Annotated in this window: 14 protein-coding genes and 1 other RNA gene; all 15 read right to left on the bottom strand. The window is 23.4% G+C overall.

The window, feature by feature from the left end; translation table 4 throughout:
- Position 1 precedes the first annotated feature (1 nt).
- Positions 2-583: a hypoxanthine phosphoribosyltransferase gene (gene hpt, locus AACK96_RS00080; protein WP_338974357.1), complete on the bottom strand. Its 582-nt coding sequence runs from the start codon at positions 581-583 to the stop codon at positions 2-4.
- A gap of 124 nt (positions 584-707) precedes the next feature.
- Complete coding sequence (gene ftsH, locus AACK96_RS00075) at positions 708-2729, bottom strand: ATP-dependent zinc metalloprotease FtsH (RefSeq protein WP_338974356.1); 2022 nt, start codon at positions 2727-2729, stop codon at positions 708-710.
- Positions 2730-2766: 37 nt separating this feature from the next.
- Positions 2767-4056, bottom strand: coding sequence for a tRNA lysidine(34) synthetase TilS (tilS, locus tag AACK96_RS00070; protein ID WP_338974355.1), 1290 nt, complete (start codon positions 4054-4056; stop codon positions 2767-2769).
- 32 nt (positions 4057-4088) lie between these two features.
- On the bottom strand, positions 4089-4817 hold the full coding sequence (locus tag AACK96_RS00065; protein ID WP_338974354.1) for a tRNA1(Val) (adenine(37)-N6)-methyltransferase: 729 nt from the start codon (positions 4815-4817) through the stop codon (positions 4089-4091).
- Between the two features lie 3 nt (positions 4818-4820).
- Positions 4821-5786, bottom strand: a complete 966-nt coding sequence (locus AACK96_RS00060; RefSeq protein ID WP_338974353.1) for a hypothetical protein — start codon at positions 5784-5786, stop codon at positions 4821-4823.
- Complete coding sequence (tmk, locus tag AACK96_RS00055; RefSeq protein ID WP_338974352.1) at positions 5773-6447, bottom strand: dTMP kinase; 675 nt, start codon at positions 6445-6447, stop codon at positions 5773-5775. The genes AACK96_RS00060 and tmk overlap by 14 nt, the downstream gene beginning before the upstream one ends.
- A 38-nt stretch (positions 6448-6485) precedes the next feature.
- On the bottom strand, positions 6486-6755 hold the full coding sequence (locus AACK96_RS00050) for a YbaB/EbfC family nucleoid-associated protein (protein ID WP_210368440.1): 270 nt from the start codon (positions 6753-6755) through the stop codon (positions 6486-6488).
- Between the two features lie 20 nt (positions 6756-6775).
- Complete coding sequence (gene dnaX / locus AACK96_RS00045) at positions 6776-8542, bottom strand: DNA polymerase III subunit gamma/tau (RefSeq protein WP_338974351.1); 1767 nt, start codon at positions 8540-8542, stop codon at positions 6776-6778.
- Positions 8543-8600: 58 nt separating this feature from the next.
- A complete protein-coding gene (locus AACK96_RS00040) occupies positions 8601-9053 on the bottom strand; it encodes a nucleoside deaminase (RefSeq protein WP_338974350.1) in 453 nt (150 codons plus the stop codon).
- A gap of 24 nt (positions 9054-9077) precedes the next feature.
- Positions 9078-9172: signal recognition particle sRNA small type (gene ffs / locus AACK96_RS00035), an RNA gene on the bottom strand.
- Between the two features lie 71 nt (positions 9173-9243).
- Positions 9244-10509 carry a serine--tRNA ligase gene (gene serS, locus AACK96_RS00030; protein WP_338974349.1) on the bottom strand — a complete coding sequence of 422 codons (1266 nt, stop codon included), beginning with the start codon at positions 10507-10509 and terminating at the stop codon, positions 9244-9246.
- Positions 10510-10525: 16 nt separating this feature from the next.
- Positions 10526-13015: a DNA gyrase subunit A gene (gene gyrA, locus AACK96_RS00025; RefSeq protein WP_338974348.1), complete on the bottom strand. Its 2490-nt coding sequence runs from the start codon at positions 13013-13015 to the stop codon at positions 10526-10528.
- Positions 13016-13046: 31 nt separating this feature from the next.
- The gene (gyrB, locus tag AACK96_RS00020; protein ID WP_422397336.1) at positions 13047-14969 is read right to left on the bottom strand and encodes a DNA topoisomerase (ATP-hydrolyzing) subunit B; all 1923 of its coding nucleotides are present in this window, start codon (positions 14967-14969) and stop codon (positions 13047-13049) included.
- Positions 14970-15210: 241 nt separating this feature from the next.
- Positions 15211-16215 carry an SGNH/GDSL hydrolase family protein gene (locus AACK96_RS00015; protein WP_338974346.1) on the bottom strand — a complete coding sequence of 335 codons (1005 nt, stop codon included), beginning with the start codon at positions 16213-16215 and terminating at the stop codon, positions 15211-15213.
- Positions 16216-16304: 89 nt separating this feature from the next.
- Positions 16305-17492: a DNA polymerase III subunit beta gene (dnaN, locus tag AACK96_RS00010; protein WP_338974345.1), complete on the bottom strand. Its 1188-nt coding sequence runs from the start codon at positions 17490-17492 to the stop codon at positions 16305-16307.
- Positions 17493-19048 lie beyond the last annotated feature (1556 nt).

Below are 19048 nucleotides of genomic sequence, written 5' to 3'. Positions count from 1 at the left end.
TTTACTTAACTACTTTTTTACATTTTTCTAAAATTGCAATTTTATTAAGGTCAGCAATACCAACATAAGGTAAGTTTCTCAATTTTTCATCATAATCAAGACCATATCCCACTAAAAAATGATCAGGAACTTCAAAACCATATCAATCAGCTTCAATTTTAGCAACTCTTTTAGATTTCTTATCTAATAGAGTAATTATTTTTACCGATTTTGCTCCAAGTTCTTGTAAATGATCACGAATTTTAAATAACGAATTACCTGAATCAATAATATCTTCAACAATTAATAAATCACGACCCTTAACATTATTAATAACGTCCATTCTTATTTTTGGTTTATTTACCGCCTTTGTTTGTCCTAAATATGACTCTACATACATAAAATCAACGAAACAATCAATCTTAAGGTTCAACATAAATTGTGATAAAAAAGGTAAACATCCTCTTAATATCCCTACTAAAATAATGGGCTCTTTATTATCTTTATAATAACTATTAACTGATTTTGCAAGTTCAATAATTTTATTATTAATTACATCAGTACTTAATAATATTTTTTCTACTAATTCATGTTTTTCCAACATTATTTTTTCTCCTTATTACCTTTTATATTATATTTACCAAATAAAAAAAGAAAATAAAACAAAACTTACACATTATCGAAAATATTAAAATAGTAAGTTTTGTTTTTTTATTATAATAATTTAATTATTTCTTCTTAGGAACAACTGATATTGTATCATCATCAGTCCCTGAATTATTATCTTCCTTTTTATCATTTGATTCATTATCCTCTTTGGAAGGATTTTTACTATTTTTTTGCATTTCTTTTTGCATTTCTATTACTTCAATTGGTAATTTATTATATTTATCAATATATTCTATTTGTTCAGCAGTAATTGTTTCTAAAGTCATTAATGACTTAGCAATTAATTCTAATGTATCTTTATGTTTTTTAATTGTTGCTACTGCTTCAATATAACAAACATCTAATAATTTTTTAATTTCTCCATCAATTTTAGATGCAATATCATCAGAAAACTTATTTGCTGCAAAAGGTGAATACTCATTACGTGGACTTTCAAATTGAACTAATCCTAATTCAGATGACATTCCATATTCAGTTATCATTTTTCTGGCAATATTTGTTGCTTTTTCTAAATCATCATGAGCACCAGTAGTAATATTTGCATTACCAAACATAATTTCTTCTGAAGCGCGACCACCTAAATAACCAGTAATAGTTGCTCTTAAATGTACTTTTGAATAAAACATAGTATCTTCTTTAGGAGTCATAATAGTATATCCACCTGCTTGTCCACGTGGTATTATTGTAACTTTTTGAACTTTAGAAGCATATTCTAGTTTTAAACCAATAAGAGCATGTCCAGCTTCGTGATATGATACTATTTTTTTATCCATATCAGTAATTACTCTTGAAGTTTTAGCAGGTCCACCAACAACTCTATCAATAGCTTCATCAATTTCTACTAAACCAATAACTGTTTTATTATGACGAACAGCTAACAAAGTTGCTTCATTTAATACATTTTCTAATTGTGCACCACTAAATCCTGGCGTTCTCTCTGCTATTCTTTGAAAATTAACTTTTGGCGAAATATTTTTATTACGAGCATGTAATCGTAAAATTGCTTCACGTTCTTTAATATCAGGTCAACTTAAAGAAATTTGACGATCAAATCTACCTGGACGTAATAACGCGTCATCAAGTACATCAGCACGGTTAGTAGCAGCCATAATGATAACTCCCAAGTTAGTTTCAAATCCATCCATTTCAACTAATAATTGGTTTAAAGTTTGTTCATTAGTTGCAGTTGAAGCTGAGGCACGTTTTCTTCCTACTGCATCAATTTCATCAATAAAAATAATACAAGGAGCACTTTTTTTAGCAGTAGTAAACATTTCTCTAATTCTTGAAGCTCCAACTCCAACAAAAACTTCTTCAAATTCAGAACCAGAAATTGAAAAGAAAGGAACACCTGCTTCACCAGCAACTGCTTTTGCTAATAAAGTCTTACCAGTACCAGGCGGTCCTACAAGAAGAACTCCTTTTGGCACTCTTGCACCCATTTGTGCATATTTTTGTGGAAACTTTAAAAAATGAACAACTTCTTCTAATTCCAATTTTTCTTCTTTAATACCAGCAACATCAGTAAATCTAGTATCTGATGTTCTAATCTTAGCACGACTTTTTCCCATTGAAAAAGGACTCATACCACCACCGGCACCCATTTTATTCATTTTAGAAAACAATCAAAATGAACCACCAACTAATACTAATATTGGAAACATACTAATTAAAAATGTTTTTCAAAAGGGAACTAATTCACTAATAATTGTGGGATTAATATCAAAGCCTTTACCCTCTTCATCTTTTCTGAATAATTTTTCAATAACATCATGATAAAAACCACCTGTAGCAGTTCCAGAAAGTGTCGCTTCAAATCGTTTTACCTTACCATTAATTCCTAAAAAACCTGTAATATAAGTAGTATGATCAAAAAATTGAACTTGTACTCCATCAATTTTGCTAACAGTGTCACTACTATTGCCAGGGAGTTTACCATCTCTAAGTAGTGTTTCTAATTGAAATTGATCTAAAGTTAAAGCATTACCTCTTAAAAAATATCACAATAAAATTCCAACAAATACTAAAAAAGCAACGAATAGTGCAACAATCATTCAATTAATTTTAATTCGCGTTTGCATTATTTTTTCACCTACGTTTAATTTCTAATTTATTTTCTTAAATAATACCATAATATTTTAGCACATACAAATTAGGTTTCTCACTAATATTGTTTTTATTTACTGATAATTTTGGAATTGCCACTACTTTTCCGCTTGAATTTATGATTACTGGTCATATAAGACGTTCACGATATGGAATTTTATTATCAATAAATAAACGATTAATTTTTTTTGTACCAAATGGTGTCTCAATTTCTTCTTCACCATTATTAGTTCTAATTGTTAATGGAAAATCTGATTTATTAATATATAAAGCTTGAAATTCACCACCTGTTGGTTCAGTTTTAGAAATAGTAATTTCCTTAAAATTATAGTTATTTATTTTAGAAATTTTATAACTAAATTGTTTTGGTTCATTTTTTTCACTAATATATGCAAAATTATATTCTTTAATAACTCAAGTATTTTCAGAAATACAAACAGTAATATTTGGTTTACTAGATTTAGTTAAAACTCTAACTATTTCTTTAATTTTAGCCTTTTTTAAAGATAAAACTAATTCTTCATCATATTGGCTTAAAAATTCATAGATAATCATTTGTTGTAATTTAAATTCATATTTTTTAAACTCATTAATAGCAAGCACATCATCATTAATAATAGTATTATAAATTACTTCAAGTTCATCTTTCAGTAATTCTTGTTCACTATTTAATTCTTTAATTTCACTTAACATTAAATTAATATCAAAATCAGTAAGTTTATTAATTTGTTGTTGTCTAATTCGATTTCTTTCATAAATAATTAATTCATTTGTTTCATCAAATCCATATTTAATATGATACAAAGTTAAATAGTCAATAATATCTTCTTTTTTTAATTCTAACATTGGACGATAAACCGATAAAGATTTATATGTTGTTTTAAATTTTAATCCATAATAAGAAACTATTGCCTTGCGTTTTTTTTGAATAATATATGTTTCAAGTAAATCGTAAATATGATGTGCTACAACAAGATTATAAACTTGATATTTTTGAGCAATTTCATTAAAAAAATCATATCTAAGTACACGTGCTTGACTTTGAAAATTTTGTTTTTTATTGTATTCCTCTTCTTTAATATTTTTTACTTCTAAAGTTATTTTATTATTTGTACAATATTCTCGAACAATTTGCTCATCAACATTACTACTTCAACGTTTATGATAATTAACATGACAAACAATAATTTTAAACTCATTACGTACTAAATTATCTAATAAAAACATACTATCTGGACCACCTGATACAGCTAATAAGTAAGTTATTTTTTTATTAAGTTTATTTAATCAATTAATATTCATTTTAAACACCTAACCTTACACTTATATTAAGATTATTTATATCACTTTGCTATTTCATCAATATAAGTATTATTTTCATTATGACAAATCAATGGTGGCAAAACAATCATTCCTTCTTTCGCTAAAAATCCTGCTTCAATTAAAAAAACATTGGCAGCCTGATTAATTTTAGGATAAACTATTTGTAATTTTTTAGGTATAATTTGATATTTTTTTAATAAAAGTAATGTTTCATTTATTCTTTCTACACTATTTATCATAACCAATCGCCCTTTGTCTTTTAATAATTTACTTGCACTAGCAATAATCTCCTCTAAATTAATATATACTTCATGTCTTGCTGGAATTTTTAAAGGTTGTGCTTTTACTTTGCTTTTATCCCATAAAGGAAAAAAAGGTGGATTGCATACAATTAAATCAACTTTTTCTTTTTCTCTTTGAGCATAAATTTTTATGTCTTCATGAACAATGACAATTCTTTTTTCTAAATCATTAAGTTTTATATTTTCTAAAGCAAGTTCAACAGCTGGCTCTTGAATTTCAATACCAATTACTTTTCCTTGAAATTTTGCCGATAAAATTATTGGAATAACAGCATTATTAGTTCCAAAATCAATTATTGTTTTAGTACTAGGTTTTATTTTAATAAAATTACTTAATAAAATAGTATCTAAAGAAACACAAAACATATCTTTTCTTTCAATAAGTTTAATTTTTTTATCATCTTGATTTAAAATTAAAATTTTTTTTGTACTTTCCATAGTTTAATTATCACTTACCTTAATAAGAAAAGAATTTATTAATAAATTTAAGTTAACATTAAATTTTAATTTGGTAATTGTAAATGAAATTTGTTCTAAAATATAGGCTATATTTTTTAAATTACTATTTTTTCATAAATTAACTAAACTTTCAATAAAAAAATTATTAAAATCATACTTTTTAAATAAAAGAAAAGTTAATTTATTAAAAACTACTAAATTAAAAAATCTAAAAAAGTAAATAATTTCTTCTTTTAAACTAACTATTTTTTTATTCAAAAGTTGATTGTTAACCTTTTTATCATTATCATTAATAATAAATTGTTTAATAATTTCAATATATTTTTTTAATTTAAGCTTACTACTTTCATCTGTCAAAAAAATAGTATTTGAAAATATTTTTAATATTAATAATTGTTCATCATCATAATTGTTACTAACAAATATATCATTTTCTTTTGAACAATTTATCAATTGACAACGAGATTTAATAGTAGGGAGTATTTGATTAATATTAGTGGTAGTAAAAATTACATAAATATTTTTAGATAATTCTTCTAAAGTTTTAAGCATAACATTTGAAGCTGAAATTGAAGAAAATTCAATTTGATTTATTAAATAAATTTTATTAGCATCTTTTTCTAAATTAGTTTTAGAAAAATCATTAATAATTTCTAAAACAATATTTTTATTCATAATATTATTTTTACTAAAATCAAATTTTTTAAAATCAAAATAACTATTAGTTTTAATTTTAAAACAATTTTGACACATATTTTCTTCAGTACATTTTTTTAATTGATTATTATTTTTACAAATAATTTTTTTTATTAACTTATTACTAACATTTATATTTAATATTTTATTTTTCGAATACAATAAAATTACCTGTGGAATATTTTCCATTGCAAAAATAGAAAAATTTTCTGATTCTTCATTTTCAAATAAAATTACATTATTTTCCTTCATTAGATCCTCTAATTTTAATTTTTTTTTCTTTAAAACCTTTTTCTTCAACTAAATTTATGATTAGTTCATAAACACTATTAAAAACTTTTTTTTCTGATAAATTAGCATTTATTGTATGAACGCGATTTGGATTACTAATAGCAATTTTTTTATAACCATTATATACTTTTTGATGAAATTCTAATGTTTCTTCATCTAATCTATTTAATTTTTCACCTTTTCTTAATAAAATTCGTTGTAAACCTGTTTCTGGTTTAATATCAAATAAAACTGTCAAATCAGGTTGATAATCTTCAAAAATAAATTTTTGAATAAGATTTATTTTATCAATATCTAAATTTCTAGCATAACCCTGATATGCTAAAGTTGAGTCAGAAAAACGATCAGAAATAATGATTTTATTACTATTTTTATTTGGCAGAATTTTTTCAATTAAATGTTGTCTTCTAGCTGCAATATAAAGCAAAACTTCTGTTCATGGATCCATTAGTGTATTTTCTTTATTTAAAATAACTTGTCTTATCTGTTCAGAAATTTCGCTACCACCTGGTTCTCTCGTAATAATAACATCAAAACCATCTTGTTTTAATTGTTCTTTAATCATTTTTAAAACTGTAGTTTTACCTGCACCTTCTGGTCCTTCAAAGGTAATAAATAACATTTTTCTACCTCTTTCTATGCTAAAATTACTAAACTCTTCTAAAACTTGCCAGCAATATTTTTTTCTTTTTCATCTATTTGTTTTAATGCTTTATTTAGTTCTGTTTGTAACATATCATTAATACTTGAATAATCATTCTCTGCTTCTTTTAATAATCCTTCAATATTAATTGAAACTAGTTTACGTCCACCTGTTATAATAATTTTAACCAAACCATCAATATCAGAAAAAGTAAATTCTTCTTTTTTAAATTTTGTTAACTTTCCTTGAATTGCTTGTGCTTGTGCTAACATTCTTTTCATATCCATATTTTTTTCACCTCATATTTTTATATTTCTTCAATTTCAGTAAATATTTTTTTAATAAAATTTAAAGTCGGATCTCTATCTACGTTGGTAAATGACTCAATTACAGGTTTTGATATTACAATATCTACTGGTTTTGGTAATATTTTTTTTGTTAGTAATTCTTGATATTTTTTTCTTGTTTCCTGTCATTGATTTTTATCAAGGGCATAAATCATATATTCATTTTCTAATAAAATATTTAAAAATTCTCTATGTTCTTTACTTAAAAAACTTTGATTTATTAAATCAGATTGAATAATGTTTTTGGTAATAATAATAATGCCATTAGTAGATGCTGCCGCAATAATAGTATTTATATAAACTTTAGTTATGTTTCTAAATTTATTATCATTAATAAATTTAGAAATATTTTTTCACTTTTCACTAACTTCTTTTCTAATATTTTTATCAGCTTGTAAAATTAAATTAATGGCTTTATCAATTATCTCATCATTTTTTAAATTTTTCACAGTTGGTACATCAAAAATTTCTTTTTCTTTAATATTAGTATTTTCTTCTTTTACTAAAATTGAAGTTAATTCTTCATTATTTTTATCTATTTCGCTTTTTTTAAAAATTTTTGTTATTTCATCTTTACTATTTAAATTTATACTTTTATTTTCTATATTCATAATAGATATTTTTGCTTTTTCTAAATAATTTAATGAATATTTATTCTCAAAATTTTTAATTAAATTTAATATTTTTAGTATTAATATTGGTTTTAAATCATCAACATCTTCTTGAATTAAAATTTCATTAAATGAATTCAAAATTAAAAGTAAATCAGATTTTACTACTTCAGAAAAAATATTTACTTGTTGAATATTTATCATTTTAAGTAATTCTGTTTTTTTAGTAATAGCATAAATTAATATTTCTTCAAGAATGTAAATAAAATCAATAATATTTTTTTTATATTGAATAGTATATTCATCAAATAATGTTAATTGTTTTATTACTTGCTCAATATTACAATTAAATATATTAATTAAAAATAATATTTTATTTTTTGTTGATAAAACAGAAAATATTTTTTCAACATTTTTAAGTGTTATATTGTTACCATAATTAAATGTTTTTTCTAAATAATTTAAACCATCACGTAAAGAACCTTCGCTCAATATTGCTAATTCCTCTATTGCTTCAACCTCAAAATTAATTTTTTCTTTTGTTAAAACATCAATAAAATGTTTTTTAGTTTCATTTACATTAATTTTTTTAAATTCAAATCATAAACAACGAGAAATTATAGTTGGAATTACTTTATACGGTTCTGTTGTTGCTAAAATAAAAATAATATGTTGTGGTGGTTCTTCTAAGGTTTTTAATAATGCATTAAAAGCAGAAGTTGTTAACATATGAACTTCATCAATAATATAAACTTTATATTTAAAATTCATCGGTAATAAGTTAATATTATCTCTAATACTTCTTATTTCATCAACACCATTATTGGAAGCACCATCAATTTCTAAAATATCAATACAATTATTTGAACTAATGTTTATACAATTTTCACAAGTATTACATGCATCTCCATCAATGTTATTTTGACAATTAATTGCTTTAGCAAATATTTTAGCCGTTGATGTTTTTCCTGTACCTTTTGAGCCTGAAAATAAATAAGCATGATTAAAACTATTATTTAAAATAGAATTTTTTAATATTCTTACAATATTATCCTGACTAATTATTTCTGAAAAAGAATTTGGTCGATACTTTCTATAAAAAGATTTATGTTTCATTTAAATCACCTATATTTATCCTAACAATTTTTTATAAAATTTGTTATAAAAACAATTATTATAAATTACGAATTTCTCCAAAAAAACTTTGTAACATTTCTTTACTATCTAAGTTTAAAGAATAAGTATATTCACTACGATGATTAAATCTTTTATCTAATGTTAAATTATAGAGTGATTCAACACATCCAAATTTACTATCTTTTAAAGCAAAAACAATATGTTTTATTCTTGTTTGTAACAAAGCACCTACACACATTAAACATGGTTCTAATGTTGTATAAATAGTACAATTTAACAAACGTCAATTATTAATTTTTTTACATGCTTTTTTTATTGCAATAATTTCCGCATGTTGAGTTGGATCTTTGTCTTTTTCCTTTTTGTTAAATCCTCTACCGATAATATTATCATTTTCATCAACAATAATTGCACCAATCGGAACATCACCATTAATAGCAGCTTTTTTAGCAAGTTTTAAGGCAATTTCCATATAATTTTGTTTTTTCATTTAAAGAAACCTCTTTTTTATTTTTCAAAATAAAACCACCGCACACAATCCTAATCCTTATGGCTGCTACCTTTCGGTCCTGACCCGGTTCGAATGTAATTGTTGCAGTGGCATTATTAATTATAACAATTTTTTTATAAAAAAATACATTTTTTTTTAATTTATAATGTTTCACGTGAAACATTATAAATTAAATAGTTTTTAAATTATTCATATAAGGTTGTAAAATAATAGGTATATTTACAACATTATCTTCTTCAACATAAAAATTTTCTAAAATTGCTGCAACAACTCGATCAATAGCTAATCCTGATCCATTTAGTGTATGTGGAACTACTTTCTTATTATCTTGACTAACTCTAGTTTCCATTCTTCTTGCTTGAAAATCTTCACAATTACTACATGAAGAAACCTCACGATAACACATTTGAGAAGGTAATCATAATTCTAAATCATAAGTTTTAGCAGCACTAAAACCAATATCACCACTACATAAATTAATAACTCTATAAGGAATATCTAATTTTTGTAAAATTAATTCAGCATTTTTAGTTAACTCTTCAAGGGCATCATAAGATTTTTCAGGATCAACAATTTGAACTAATTCTACTTTATTAAATTGATGTAACCTAATTATTCCTCTTGTATCTCTACCAGCAGAACCAACTTCTGAACGAAAACATGGTGTATAAGCGCACATTTTTATTGGTAATTCAGAAAAATTAATAATTTCATTGCGATAAATATTTGTTAAAGGAACTTCTGCTGTTGGAATTAAATACTGTTCATTATTTAATTGAAATAAATCATCTTTAAATTTAGGAAGTTGCCCTGTACCAAATAAGTTTTCTTTATTAATAATTAATGGTGGTAAAAATTCAGAATAACCATTTTTTAAATGAGAATCAATCATAAAATTCATTAATGCTCTAACTAATAAAGCACCTTTATTTTTATACATAATAAATCTATTACCACTTAATTTAGTTGCTTTTGAAAAATCAATTATATTTAATTTTTCAGCAATTTCTCAGTGTGGTTTACTATTTTTTTTAATAATTTTCCCTCATTTTCTAATTTCTTGATTATTAGTTTCATCGTTTCCTTGTGGAACTGAAAAATGTGGTATATTAGGAATTACTAATTGTAATTCATATATTTTATCTTCTAAATCTACAATTTTTAAATTATTTTTTATAATTTTTTCTTTTAAAATAATCATATCATCTTTAATTTTTTTTATTTGATCATTTTTTTTATTTCTTAATAATTCACCAATTTGTTTAGATTGCTTATTTCTTGTTTCTTCTAATTTTTGATTTTTTGTTTTTAAAATTCTTATTTCTAAATCTAAATTAAAAATTTTATTTATTTCATTTTTATAACTTTGGCCCCTTGTTTCTATTTTATTAATAGTTTTTTCCAAATTATTACGTATTTTTTCTATATCAATCATTTTAGCACCTCTTAAATTAATCAATAAAAATAGTTTTTTCTTTAGTGATTGGGATTGTTACAATTGAAGAAATTGCATCTTCTTCTGTTTTAAATCTAATTAATTTAACACCTATAGTATTTCTACTTGTAGTTCTTATATCTTCTAAAGAAAATCTAATAACTGTACCTTTTAAAGTCATAATTAATAAATCATTACTATTATTAGTGTTATTTATTGAATTTATACCAATTAATTTTCCTGTTTTTTGAGCTAATTTCATTGAAATTACACCCTTACCACCACGATTTGCTAAACGATATTCTTCAAATCGTGATATTTTTCCATAACCTTTCTCACTAATAGAGACAACTAAATCACCATCTTTATTAGAACACATCCCAATTACATGAGTACCTTTTGTATCTATTCCTTTTACTCCGCTAGCTATTCTTGACATTACTCTAACTTGATTTTCATTGATTCTAACTGCTCGTCCATTAGCCACAGCAATAATTATTTCATTATTACCTGTAGTTTTCAGCACATCTACTAATTGATCATTTGAACGCAATTTAATAGCTATTTTACCATTTTGGTAAATAGATTTAAATTGATCTAAAGTTGAACGTTTAATAATTCCTTTTTTAGTAACAAAAAATAAATTAGCATTTATATCATAATCTTCTGATATAGCAATTATTGTTTTAATAGTCTCATTTTTTTCTGTTGCTATTAAATTAACAATTGGTGTTCCTTTAGCCGTTCTTGAATAATTTGGTACCTTATGAGCACGAATTCGATAAACTTTCCCTTTATTACTAAATATTAACAAATCAGAATGAGTTGAAGTAATTAAAACTTTATCAATATCATCAGTATTAATATCAGTGCCACCAGCACCTTTAACACCAACACCACCACGATGTTGAGTTCTATATGTGTCTAAAGGTAAACGTTTAATATAACCGCTTTTTGAAAGAGTTATAACCACCTGTTCTTCTTTAATTAAAGCTTCATCAATAATTTCACCTTCATAATTTTCAATAATTTCAGTTCTTCTATCATCACCATAATTTTCTTTAATTGTTGTTAACTGAGAAATCATTAATTCTATTTGCTTAGAAGGTTCATTAATTAAAGTTCTTAATCGAATAATTTCTTCATTAATAAATGATAATTCATTATTTAATTTTTCTTGTTCTAAATCTGTTAAACGTTGCAGTTTCATTTCTAAAATTGCTTTAGCTTGCTTTTCAGAAAATTCAAATTTATTCTGTAAATTAGTTAATGCTTCTTCTGTTTTCTTTGATTCCTTAATTATTTTAATAATTTCATCAATATTTTGTAATGCTTTAACAAGACCAAAAATAATATGATATTGATGTTCATATTTTTTTAATTCAAAATTAGACTTATTAAGAATAATTTCAATTTGATGTTCAATATAAATTTCAATCATTTCTTTTAAATTCATTACTTTAGGTTGTTTATTATGTAATGCTAATAAATTTATTGTGAATATTGTTTGTAATGAAGTAAATTTATATAGTTGATTTAAAATAAGTTCAGCATAATCAATATTTTTAATTTCTAATACTAATCTTATTCCTTCACGATTAGATTCATCTCGCAAATCAGTTATATAATTTACTTTTTTTTCTTGAACTGCTTTAACTATATTATTTATTAAATTAGTTTTATTAGTTTGATAAGGTATTTCTTCAACAATAATTGCAGGTTTACCATTTGATAATTTTTCAACTTTAGTTTTACTACGAACTGTTATTGTTGATCTTCCGTTTAAATAAGCATTTTTAAATGAATTTACACCTAAAATCATTGCACCTGTAGGAAAGTCAGGTCCTTTAACAATATCTAATATTTCCATAATATCACAATCAGGATTTTGAGCTACAAAAATAATTGCATCAACTATTTCTCTTAAGTTATGTGGTGGAATACTTGTTGCCATTCCAACAGCAATACCTGTTGTTCCATTAACTAATAAATTAGGAAAATAAGCTGGTAAAACACTAGGTTCTTTTTCAGCACCATCATAATTTTCAACAAAAGTAACTGTATTTTTATTTAAATCTTTAACCAACTCTCCTGCCATTTTACTCATTCTAACTTCAGTATATCTCATAGCAGCAGCACTATCACCATCAATTGAACCAAAATTACCTTGGCCATCAGCTAAAGGATAACGATAATTAAATTCTTGTGCCATTCTTACCATTGTTTCATAAACTGCAATATCACCATGAGGATGAAATTTTCCAATACATTCTCCAACAATACGTGCTGCTTTTTTATAAGGTTTATCATATGTCATACCTAAAATTGCTAAAGAATATAAAATTCGACGATGTACTGGTTTCAATCCATCTCTTGCATCTGGTAAAGCTCTTGAAACAATAACTGACATTGAATATTCTAAAAAACTAGTTCTCATTTCATCAGATATATTACGAACATATTTATTAGAAATAAATGTTTCATTTTTTTTAGTTATTTCGCTCATATATAAACTCCTAATTTTATTTTATTAACTTTTAAGCATCAATGTTTTTTACATATTTAGCATTTTCTTGAATAAATTCTTTTCGTGGAAATACATCTTTCCCCATCAATATTGAAAAAGTTTCATCTGCTTCTGAAGCATCATCAATACTTACTTGTAATAAAATTCTATGTTGTGGATCCATAGTTGTTTCTCATAGTTGTGTGGCATTCATTTCTCCTAAACCTTTATAACGTTGAATGTTAAAATTAGTTCCATTAAAATTATCTTTAATTTCTTGCAATTCTTGATCATTATATGCATATTTAACAAATTTACCACTATAAAATTTGTATAAAGGAGGCTGAGCTATATATATATAACCAGCATCAATTAAGGGACGCATGTAACGATAAAAAAATGTTAATAATAATGTTTTAATATGTGAACCATCAACATCAGCATCAGTCATAATAATAATTTTATGATAACGTAATTTAGTAATATTAAATTCTTTACCAACACCGCAGCCAAAGGAAATAATAAGATTATTTATTTCTTCGTCAGAAAAAACTTTTAAAAGTCGTGCTTTTTCAACATTAATTATTTTTCCCCTTAATGGTAAAATTGCTTGAATTTCTCTACTTCTTCCCAACTTTGCAGTTCCACCAGCTGACTCACCTTCGACAAGAAAAACTTCTGTTTTAGTTGGATCTTTAGAAGAACAATCTGCTAATTTACCAGGTAAATTAGAAAATTGTAAAGGATTTTTTCTCGAAGTCATAATATTCTCACGTGCCTTTTTAGATGCTAAACGTGCACTTACTGATAAAATAACTTTGTTAATAATAATTTTTGCTTCAGCAGGATTTTCCAATAAAAATTTATTAATTATTTTTCCAGTTACATTAGAAACAATTTTTCTAACTTCAGAATTACCAAGCTTTGTTTTAGTTTGCCCTTCATATTGTGGATTAGGATGTTGAACTGAAATAATTGCTAAAATTCCTTCTTTAACATCATCACCAGTAAATGTTTCATCATTATTTTTTAAAAGATTATTTTTTTTCGCATAAGAATTCAATTCTCTTGTTAATGCTAAACGAAAACCATCTTCATGTGTTCCACCTTCAGGTGTATTAATATTATTACAAAATGAAAATATTTGAGATTCTTCACTTTCATTATATTGAAAAGCTATTTCTGTGTTTATACCATTTATTTCAAACTCTCCATAAATAATTTCATGTTTTAAAGGTTCAAATTTATTATTTAAAAAGGCAACATATTCTTTAATGCCCCCTTCATAACAAAAAGTTTCTTCTTTATTTTCACGTTCATCAATAACTTGAATAGTTAAACCTTTATTTAAAAAAGCAAGTTGTCTTAACCTTGTTTTAATTATTATAAAACTAAAATTTACAGTTTCAGTAAAAATACTTTCATCAGGTTTAAATAAAACAGTTGTTCCTTTTTTATCACTTTGTCCAATAATTGCCAATGGTAATTCTGGTTTACCACCTTCAATATATTTTTGAAAAAAAATATTACCATCACGGTAAATAGTAACTTCCAAATACTTACTTAAAGCATTTACTACTGAAGCACCAACACCATGTAAACCACCTGATACTTTATAAGAACCATTATCAAATTTTCCACCAGCATGTAATGTAGTAAAAACCGTTTCTACTGTTGAAATATTAGTCTTTGGATGTATATCAGTAGGAATACCTCGACCATTATCTTTTACTAATATTTCATTATTTTTAGTAATAGTTACAGAAATTTTTGTACAAAAACCAGCAATAACTTCATCAACAGCATTATCAACTATTTCTCAAACTAAGTGATGTAATCCTCTTTCTGCAGTGGAACCAATATACATTCCAGGTCGTTTTCTAACTGCTTCTAGTCCTTCTAAAACTTGAATTGAGTTAGCATTATAATCATTTGGAGTCCTTGTGCTCACTATTTTCACTCTCTTTCATCATTAAATATTTTCATTAATTTAATAATGAAAATATTTAAAATTTCAAAAATAAATTCAAAAAAAAGACTTTTTATTCTTTAAAATAAGCATATTATTTTACATTTTATGTATAAATTATACATTTTTTTTGATTTAAAACAACATAATTTTTTTAAAAGAAAAATTAAAAAATCTTTATTCAAAAATAATAAATTACTTTTTTTAAAAATATTTAACAAAAAATCTATTTAAAATTTTCTATTAAACTAATAATACTATTTGCCATTTGTTGATGAAATCACATACCTGGATGAAATTCATCAAAATAAAAATATTTATTTAAATTACTTTCATTAACTCCAGAATTAAAAACCGGTTTATAAGAATATTTTGTTTCTTTAGACATCATTTTACAAATTGTAGCACTAGTTTCAACAATTCCATCTGGAATTTTATTTTTAAAATTATTCATATCAGTTGCTAATTCTTTTGAAAGAAAAAAAGGTGTAATAATATTTTTATAAATTATTTTCATTTCTAATATCATTTTCTTTCATTGTTTTTGATATTCAATACATGTTTTACGTGCTATTTGTATTTTTTGTTGATTATTATGCAATATCTTTTTAATTTTTGGTGTTAATGTTAAGTCAGGAACATCACTAATAATAATTTTATTTGCACCATTTTTAATTAATAATTTTATTGCTTTTTTTTCTTCATTTATTACATTATTAATTTTACTGTTAATAATAATAGGATCTGTTTTATTCATTAAATTAGCAATATCATTAGCTCCCATTTCTATTCAAATAACATCTTTTTTTTGTAAAGAATGTTGTAATAACAACATTTGTGTTTGATGAGACAAATCAAAAGTTTTAATAATATCTAAATTATTATCACTGCTATCAGCAACTTCTCCTCCATAAGCATAATTATTACCCAAACTTTGAAATGTTTTACCATTGATGTTAAATAATCACCCAGGTTTAAAATTAATATTTAATTTTTCAGCAATTAATTGTGAAGCTACTTTATTACTACTTCAACAATTATTATAATAAGGTTTATCTAATTGAAAATGTTTACATTTACTATTACTATTTTCTAAATATTGATTTTGTGCAAATGTTCCTGCACCAGTATCTGACAAACTATCCCCTAAAACATAAAATTCACTAATAGTATCTTGCTTATTTTTACAAGCAATTATATTTAAATTAGTAAAAATTAAAATAGTAAACATACTTAACAATCGTAATTTCTTCTTCATTATTTTTTTACCCTTTCTTAGCTTATTAATTAAAAATAACTATTTTATTTAGTTATATCATATTATTTTTCTCCAATTGGTAAAACTAGTTGTAATAACCCAGTTTCTTCTTCACTATCAATAATTGTATAATTTTTTGGTCAAGAAATTTTCAAATTTACTTTTTTACATTTATTAAAAGATTTTAAAGCATTAATAATTAATTTTGAATTAAAAACTACTTTTATTTCTTCTTTTAAACTTTTAGATTTTACAATATGAAATTTTTTAAATTGTTCAATTACTTCACCTATACTATCATTATTAGATAAACAATTAATTTTAAAATCATTTTTTTCTACATTGATTCAAAATTGAATCATAGGTGAAGTATCTTTTTTTGCTAAAATTATTGATAATTCAATAATTTTTAAAAATTCTCTAATGTTATTAATTTCAATAATATTTTTTTCTTTTTCTATAATGTTTTTAATAATATCATCCGTATTTGGATAAGTACCCTCAATCATTCGTGTTTGAAATAAAAAATTTTCAATTTCAATAATTAAATTATAATCATTTTCAAAATAAAAATTTATATTTGAATTTAAATCACTAGTAATTTTATCAATTTCATTTAATAAATGAACTGGAATATTAAACTCTTTATTATTAAATTCTAATTTTTCTTCAAAAGAAAATCACTTTTTTGCTAAACAATATCCATCAGTTGCTGTAACAAATAACTTTTGATCATTAAATTTAAAATTAATTCCACTTAATGCTGGTTTATTATTGTTTGTATTTGTTGCAAAAGCAATTTGTTCATTTATATTTTGTAACAAATTTTTATTAAAAGATACTTTATTTTTAATATTTTTGTTAAAGTTGATTTTTGGAAATTTTTCAATTGTCATTGTACTTAATTTAAAGATAAAATCATTATTATCATTTTTAAAATTACTAATGATTAAATTATTAATTTTAAGTTCAAATAAAATTCATTCATCTTCTAGTTTACTAAAAATATCATAGATAATTTTAGTATTAATTAATACTGAACCGATGTTTAATATTTTTAAATATTTTTCATTATTATTTAGTTCATATTTTAATGATAAATTACCATTAGATGCAGTTAAAATTATTTTTTCTTTTTCAACTTCTAATAAAAAACAAGATAATTCTTCATAAGTATTATTAGAAATTGTTATTTTTATTATTTTTTTTATTATTTTGAATAATATAGAACTTTTGATTTCAATTTTCATAAATATCTCCCATTTTTAAACATTAATAATTAATTATATATTATATATATTAATTATTATTTATTTAATTATTAATAATATTATGATGTGGATTAATGTGGATAACTAATTTTAACTTATAAAATAAAGAAAAAATAAGAATTTTATATGTTAATAATTTATGATTAAAATAGTGGATTAATTGTGCTTTAAACATTCACGTGATAATCTTTCAATATTTTTTTTAAATTCATAATTAGTTTCAATATTTTTTTTAATTTTGTTATAAGCATTCATTACTGTTGTATGATCTTTACCTCCAAATTCAGAACCAATTTTTGTATATGATTCATTTAAAAGTGTTTTTATTAAATACATTGCTACATGGCGTGCTATTGTTATTGTTTTAACTCTAGAAGTACTAATCAATAATTTGATTGGAATATTATAATATTCAGATACAATTGTTTTAATTTTTTTAATAGTTAGTTTTTCTTTTAATGAAGTATTTGATGTTTTAAAAGCTTTCATAACGTCTTCAAGCACTATTAAATGATTAGGCTTTATATATAAAATGCTGTAAAAAATTAATCTATTTAATGCTCCTTCTAATTTTCTAACATCACTATTAAAATTTAAAGCAATAAAACTTAAAGATTCTTCAGTAAAAATGCTTGGATCATAATTTAAAGACTTAATTTTTTCTTTTAAAATAATTAATGAAGTTTCAAAATCTGGGGAATCAATACCAACACTTAAACCACTTTGAAATCTTGAAACATTTCTTTCTTCAAAACCATATAAATCATCAGGATGTTTATCTGATGTAATAACAATTTGTTTTTGTTTGTTAACAAAACTATTAAATATATGAAAAAATATTTCATTTGTTTTGCTACGATTAGCTAAAAATTGAATATCATCAACGAGAAGAACATCGTATTGATTAAATGAATCTTTAAAATTTTCAATATCATTAATATTTTGTTTAATAATTTCTGGTACCATACGGCCAAATTCTTCAGAAGATAAGTAAAGTACTTTTTTTTGATTATTATATTTTGTTAATATTTCATTTTCAATAGCATGAAGTAAATGTGTTTTTCCTAATCCAGAATTACCATAGATAAATAGGGGATTTCAATACCTACCAAGTTCTATGGTAATTGAAAATGCTGCTTGATAAGCATCGTTATTTGATTCTCCTTTAACAAAGTTATTAAATTGAAATTGTTTTTTAATTTGTTGTAATTTATTAAATTCAACAAAATCTTTTTCTACATATATTTTTTGTTTTTTTGCTTCATTGAGTTCTAAAAATTCAATTTGAAGATTTTGTTGAATAATTCTTTCTAAAATTTCTTTAACTTTAAATGTTATATTTTTAGTTAAAATTTCTTTTGCGAATAGTGAATCAACAATAATTAAACATTTATTTTCAAAAATATCATAAATATAAGTGTTTTTAATATAGTTATTAAAAACACTTGGATCAATCATTTCATCATATTGAAGAAAATTTCTAACTTTATTTCAAATATTTTGAAAGTTTTCTCGTTTATTATCAGTATCATTCA

This window comes from Spiroplasma endosymbiont of Tricholauxania praeusta, from assembly GCF_964019535.1.
In the GTDB taxonomy this organism is placed as follows: Bacteria; Bacillota_I; Bacilli_A; order Mycoplasmatales; family VBWQ01; genus Spiroplasma_E; species Spiroplasma_E ixodetis_A.
The sequence above is the reverse complement of the archived record's forward strand: the minus strand, read 5'-3'. Positions and strand labels throughout refer to the sequence as shown.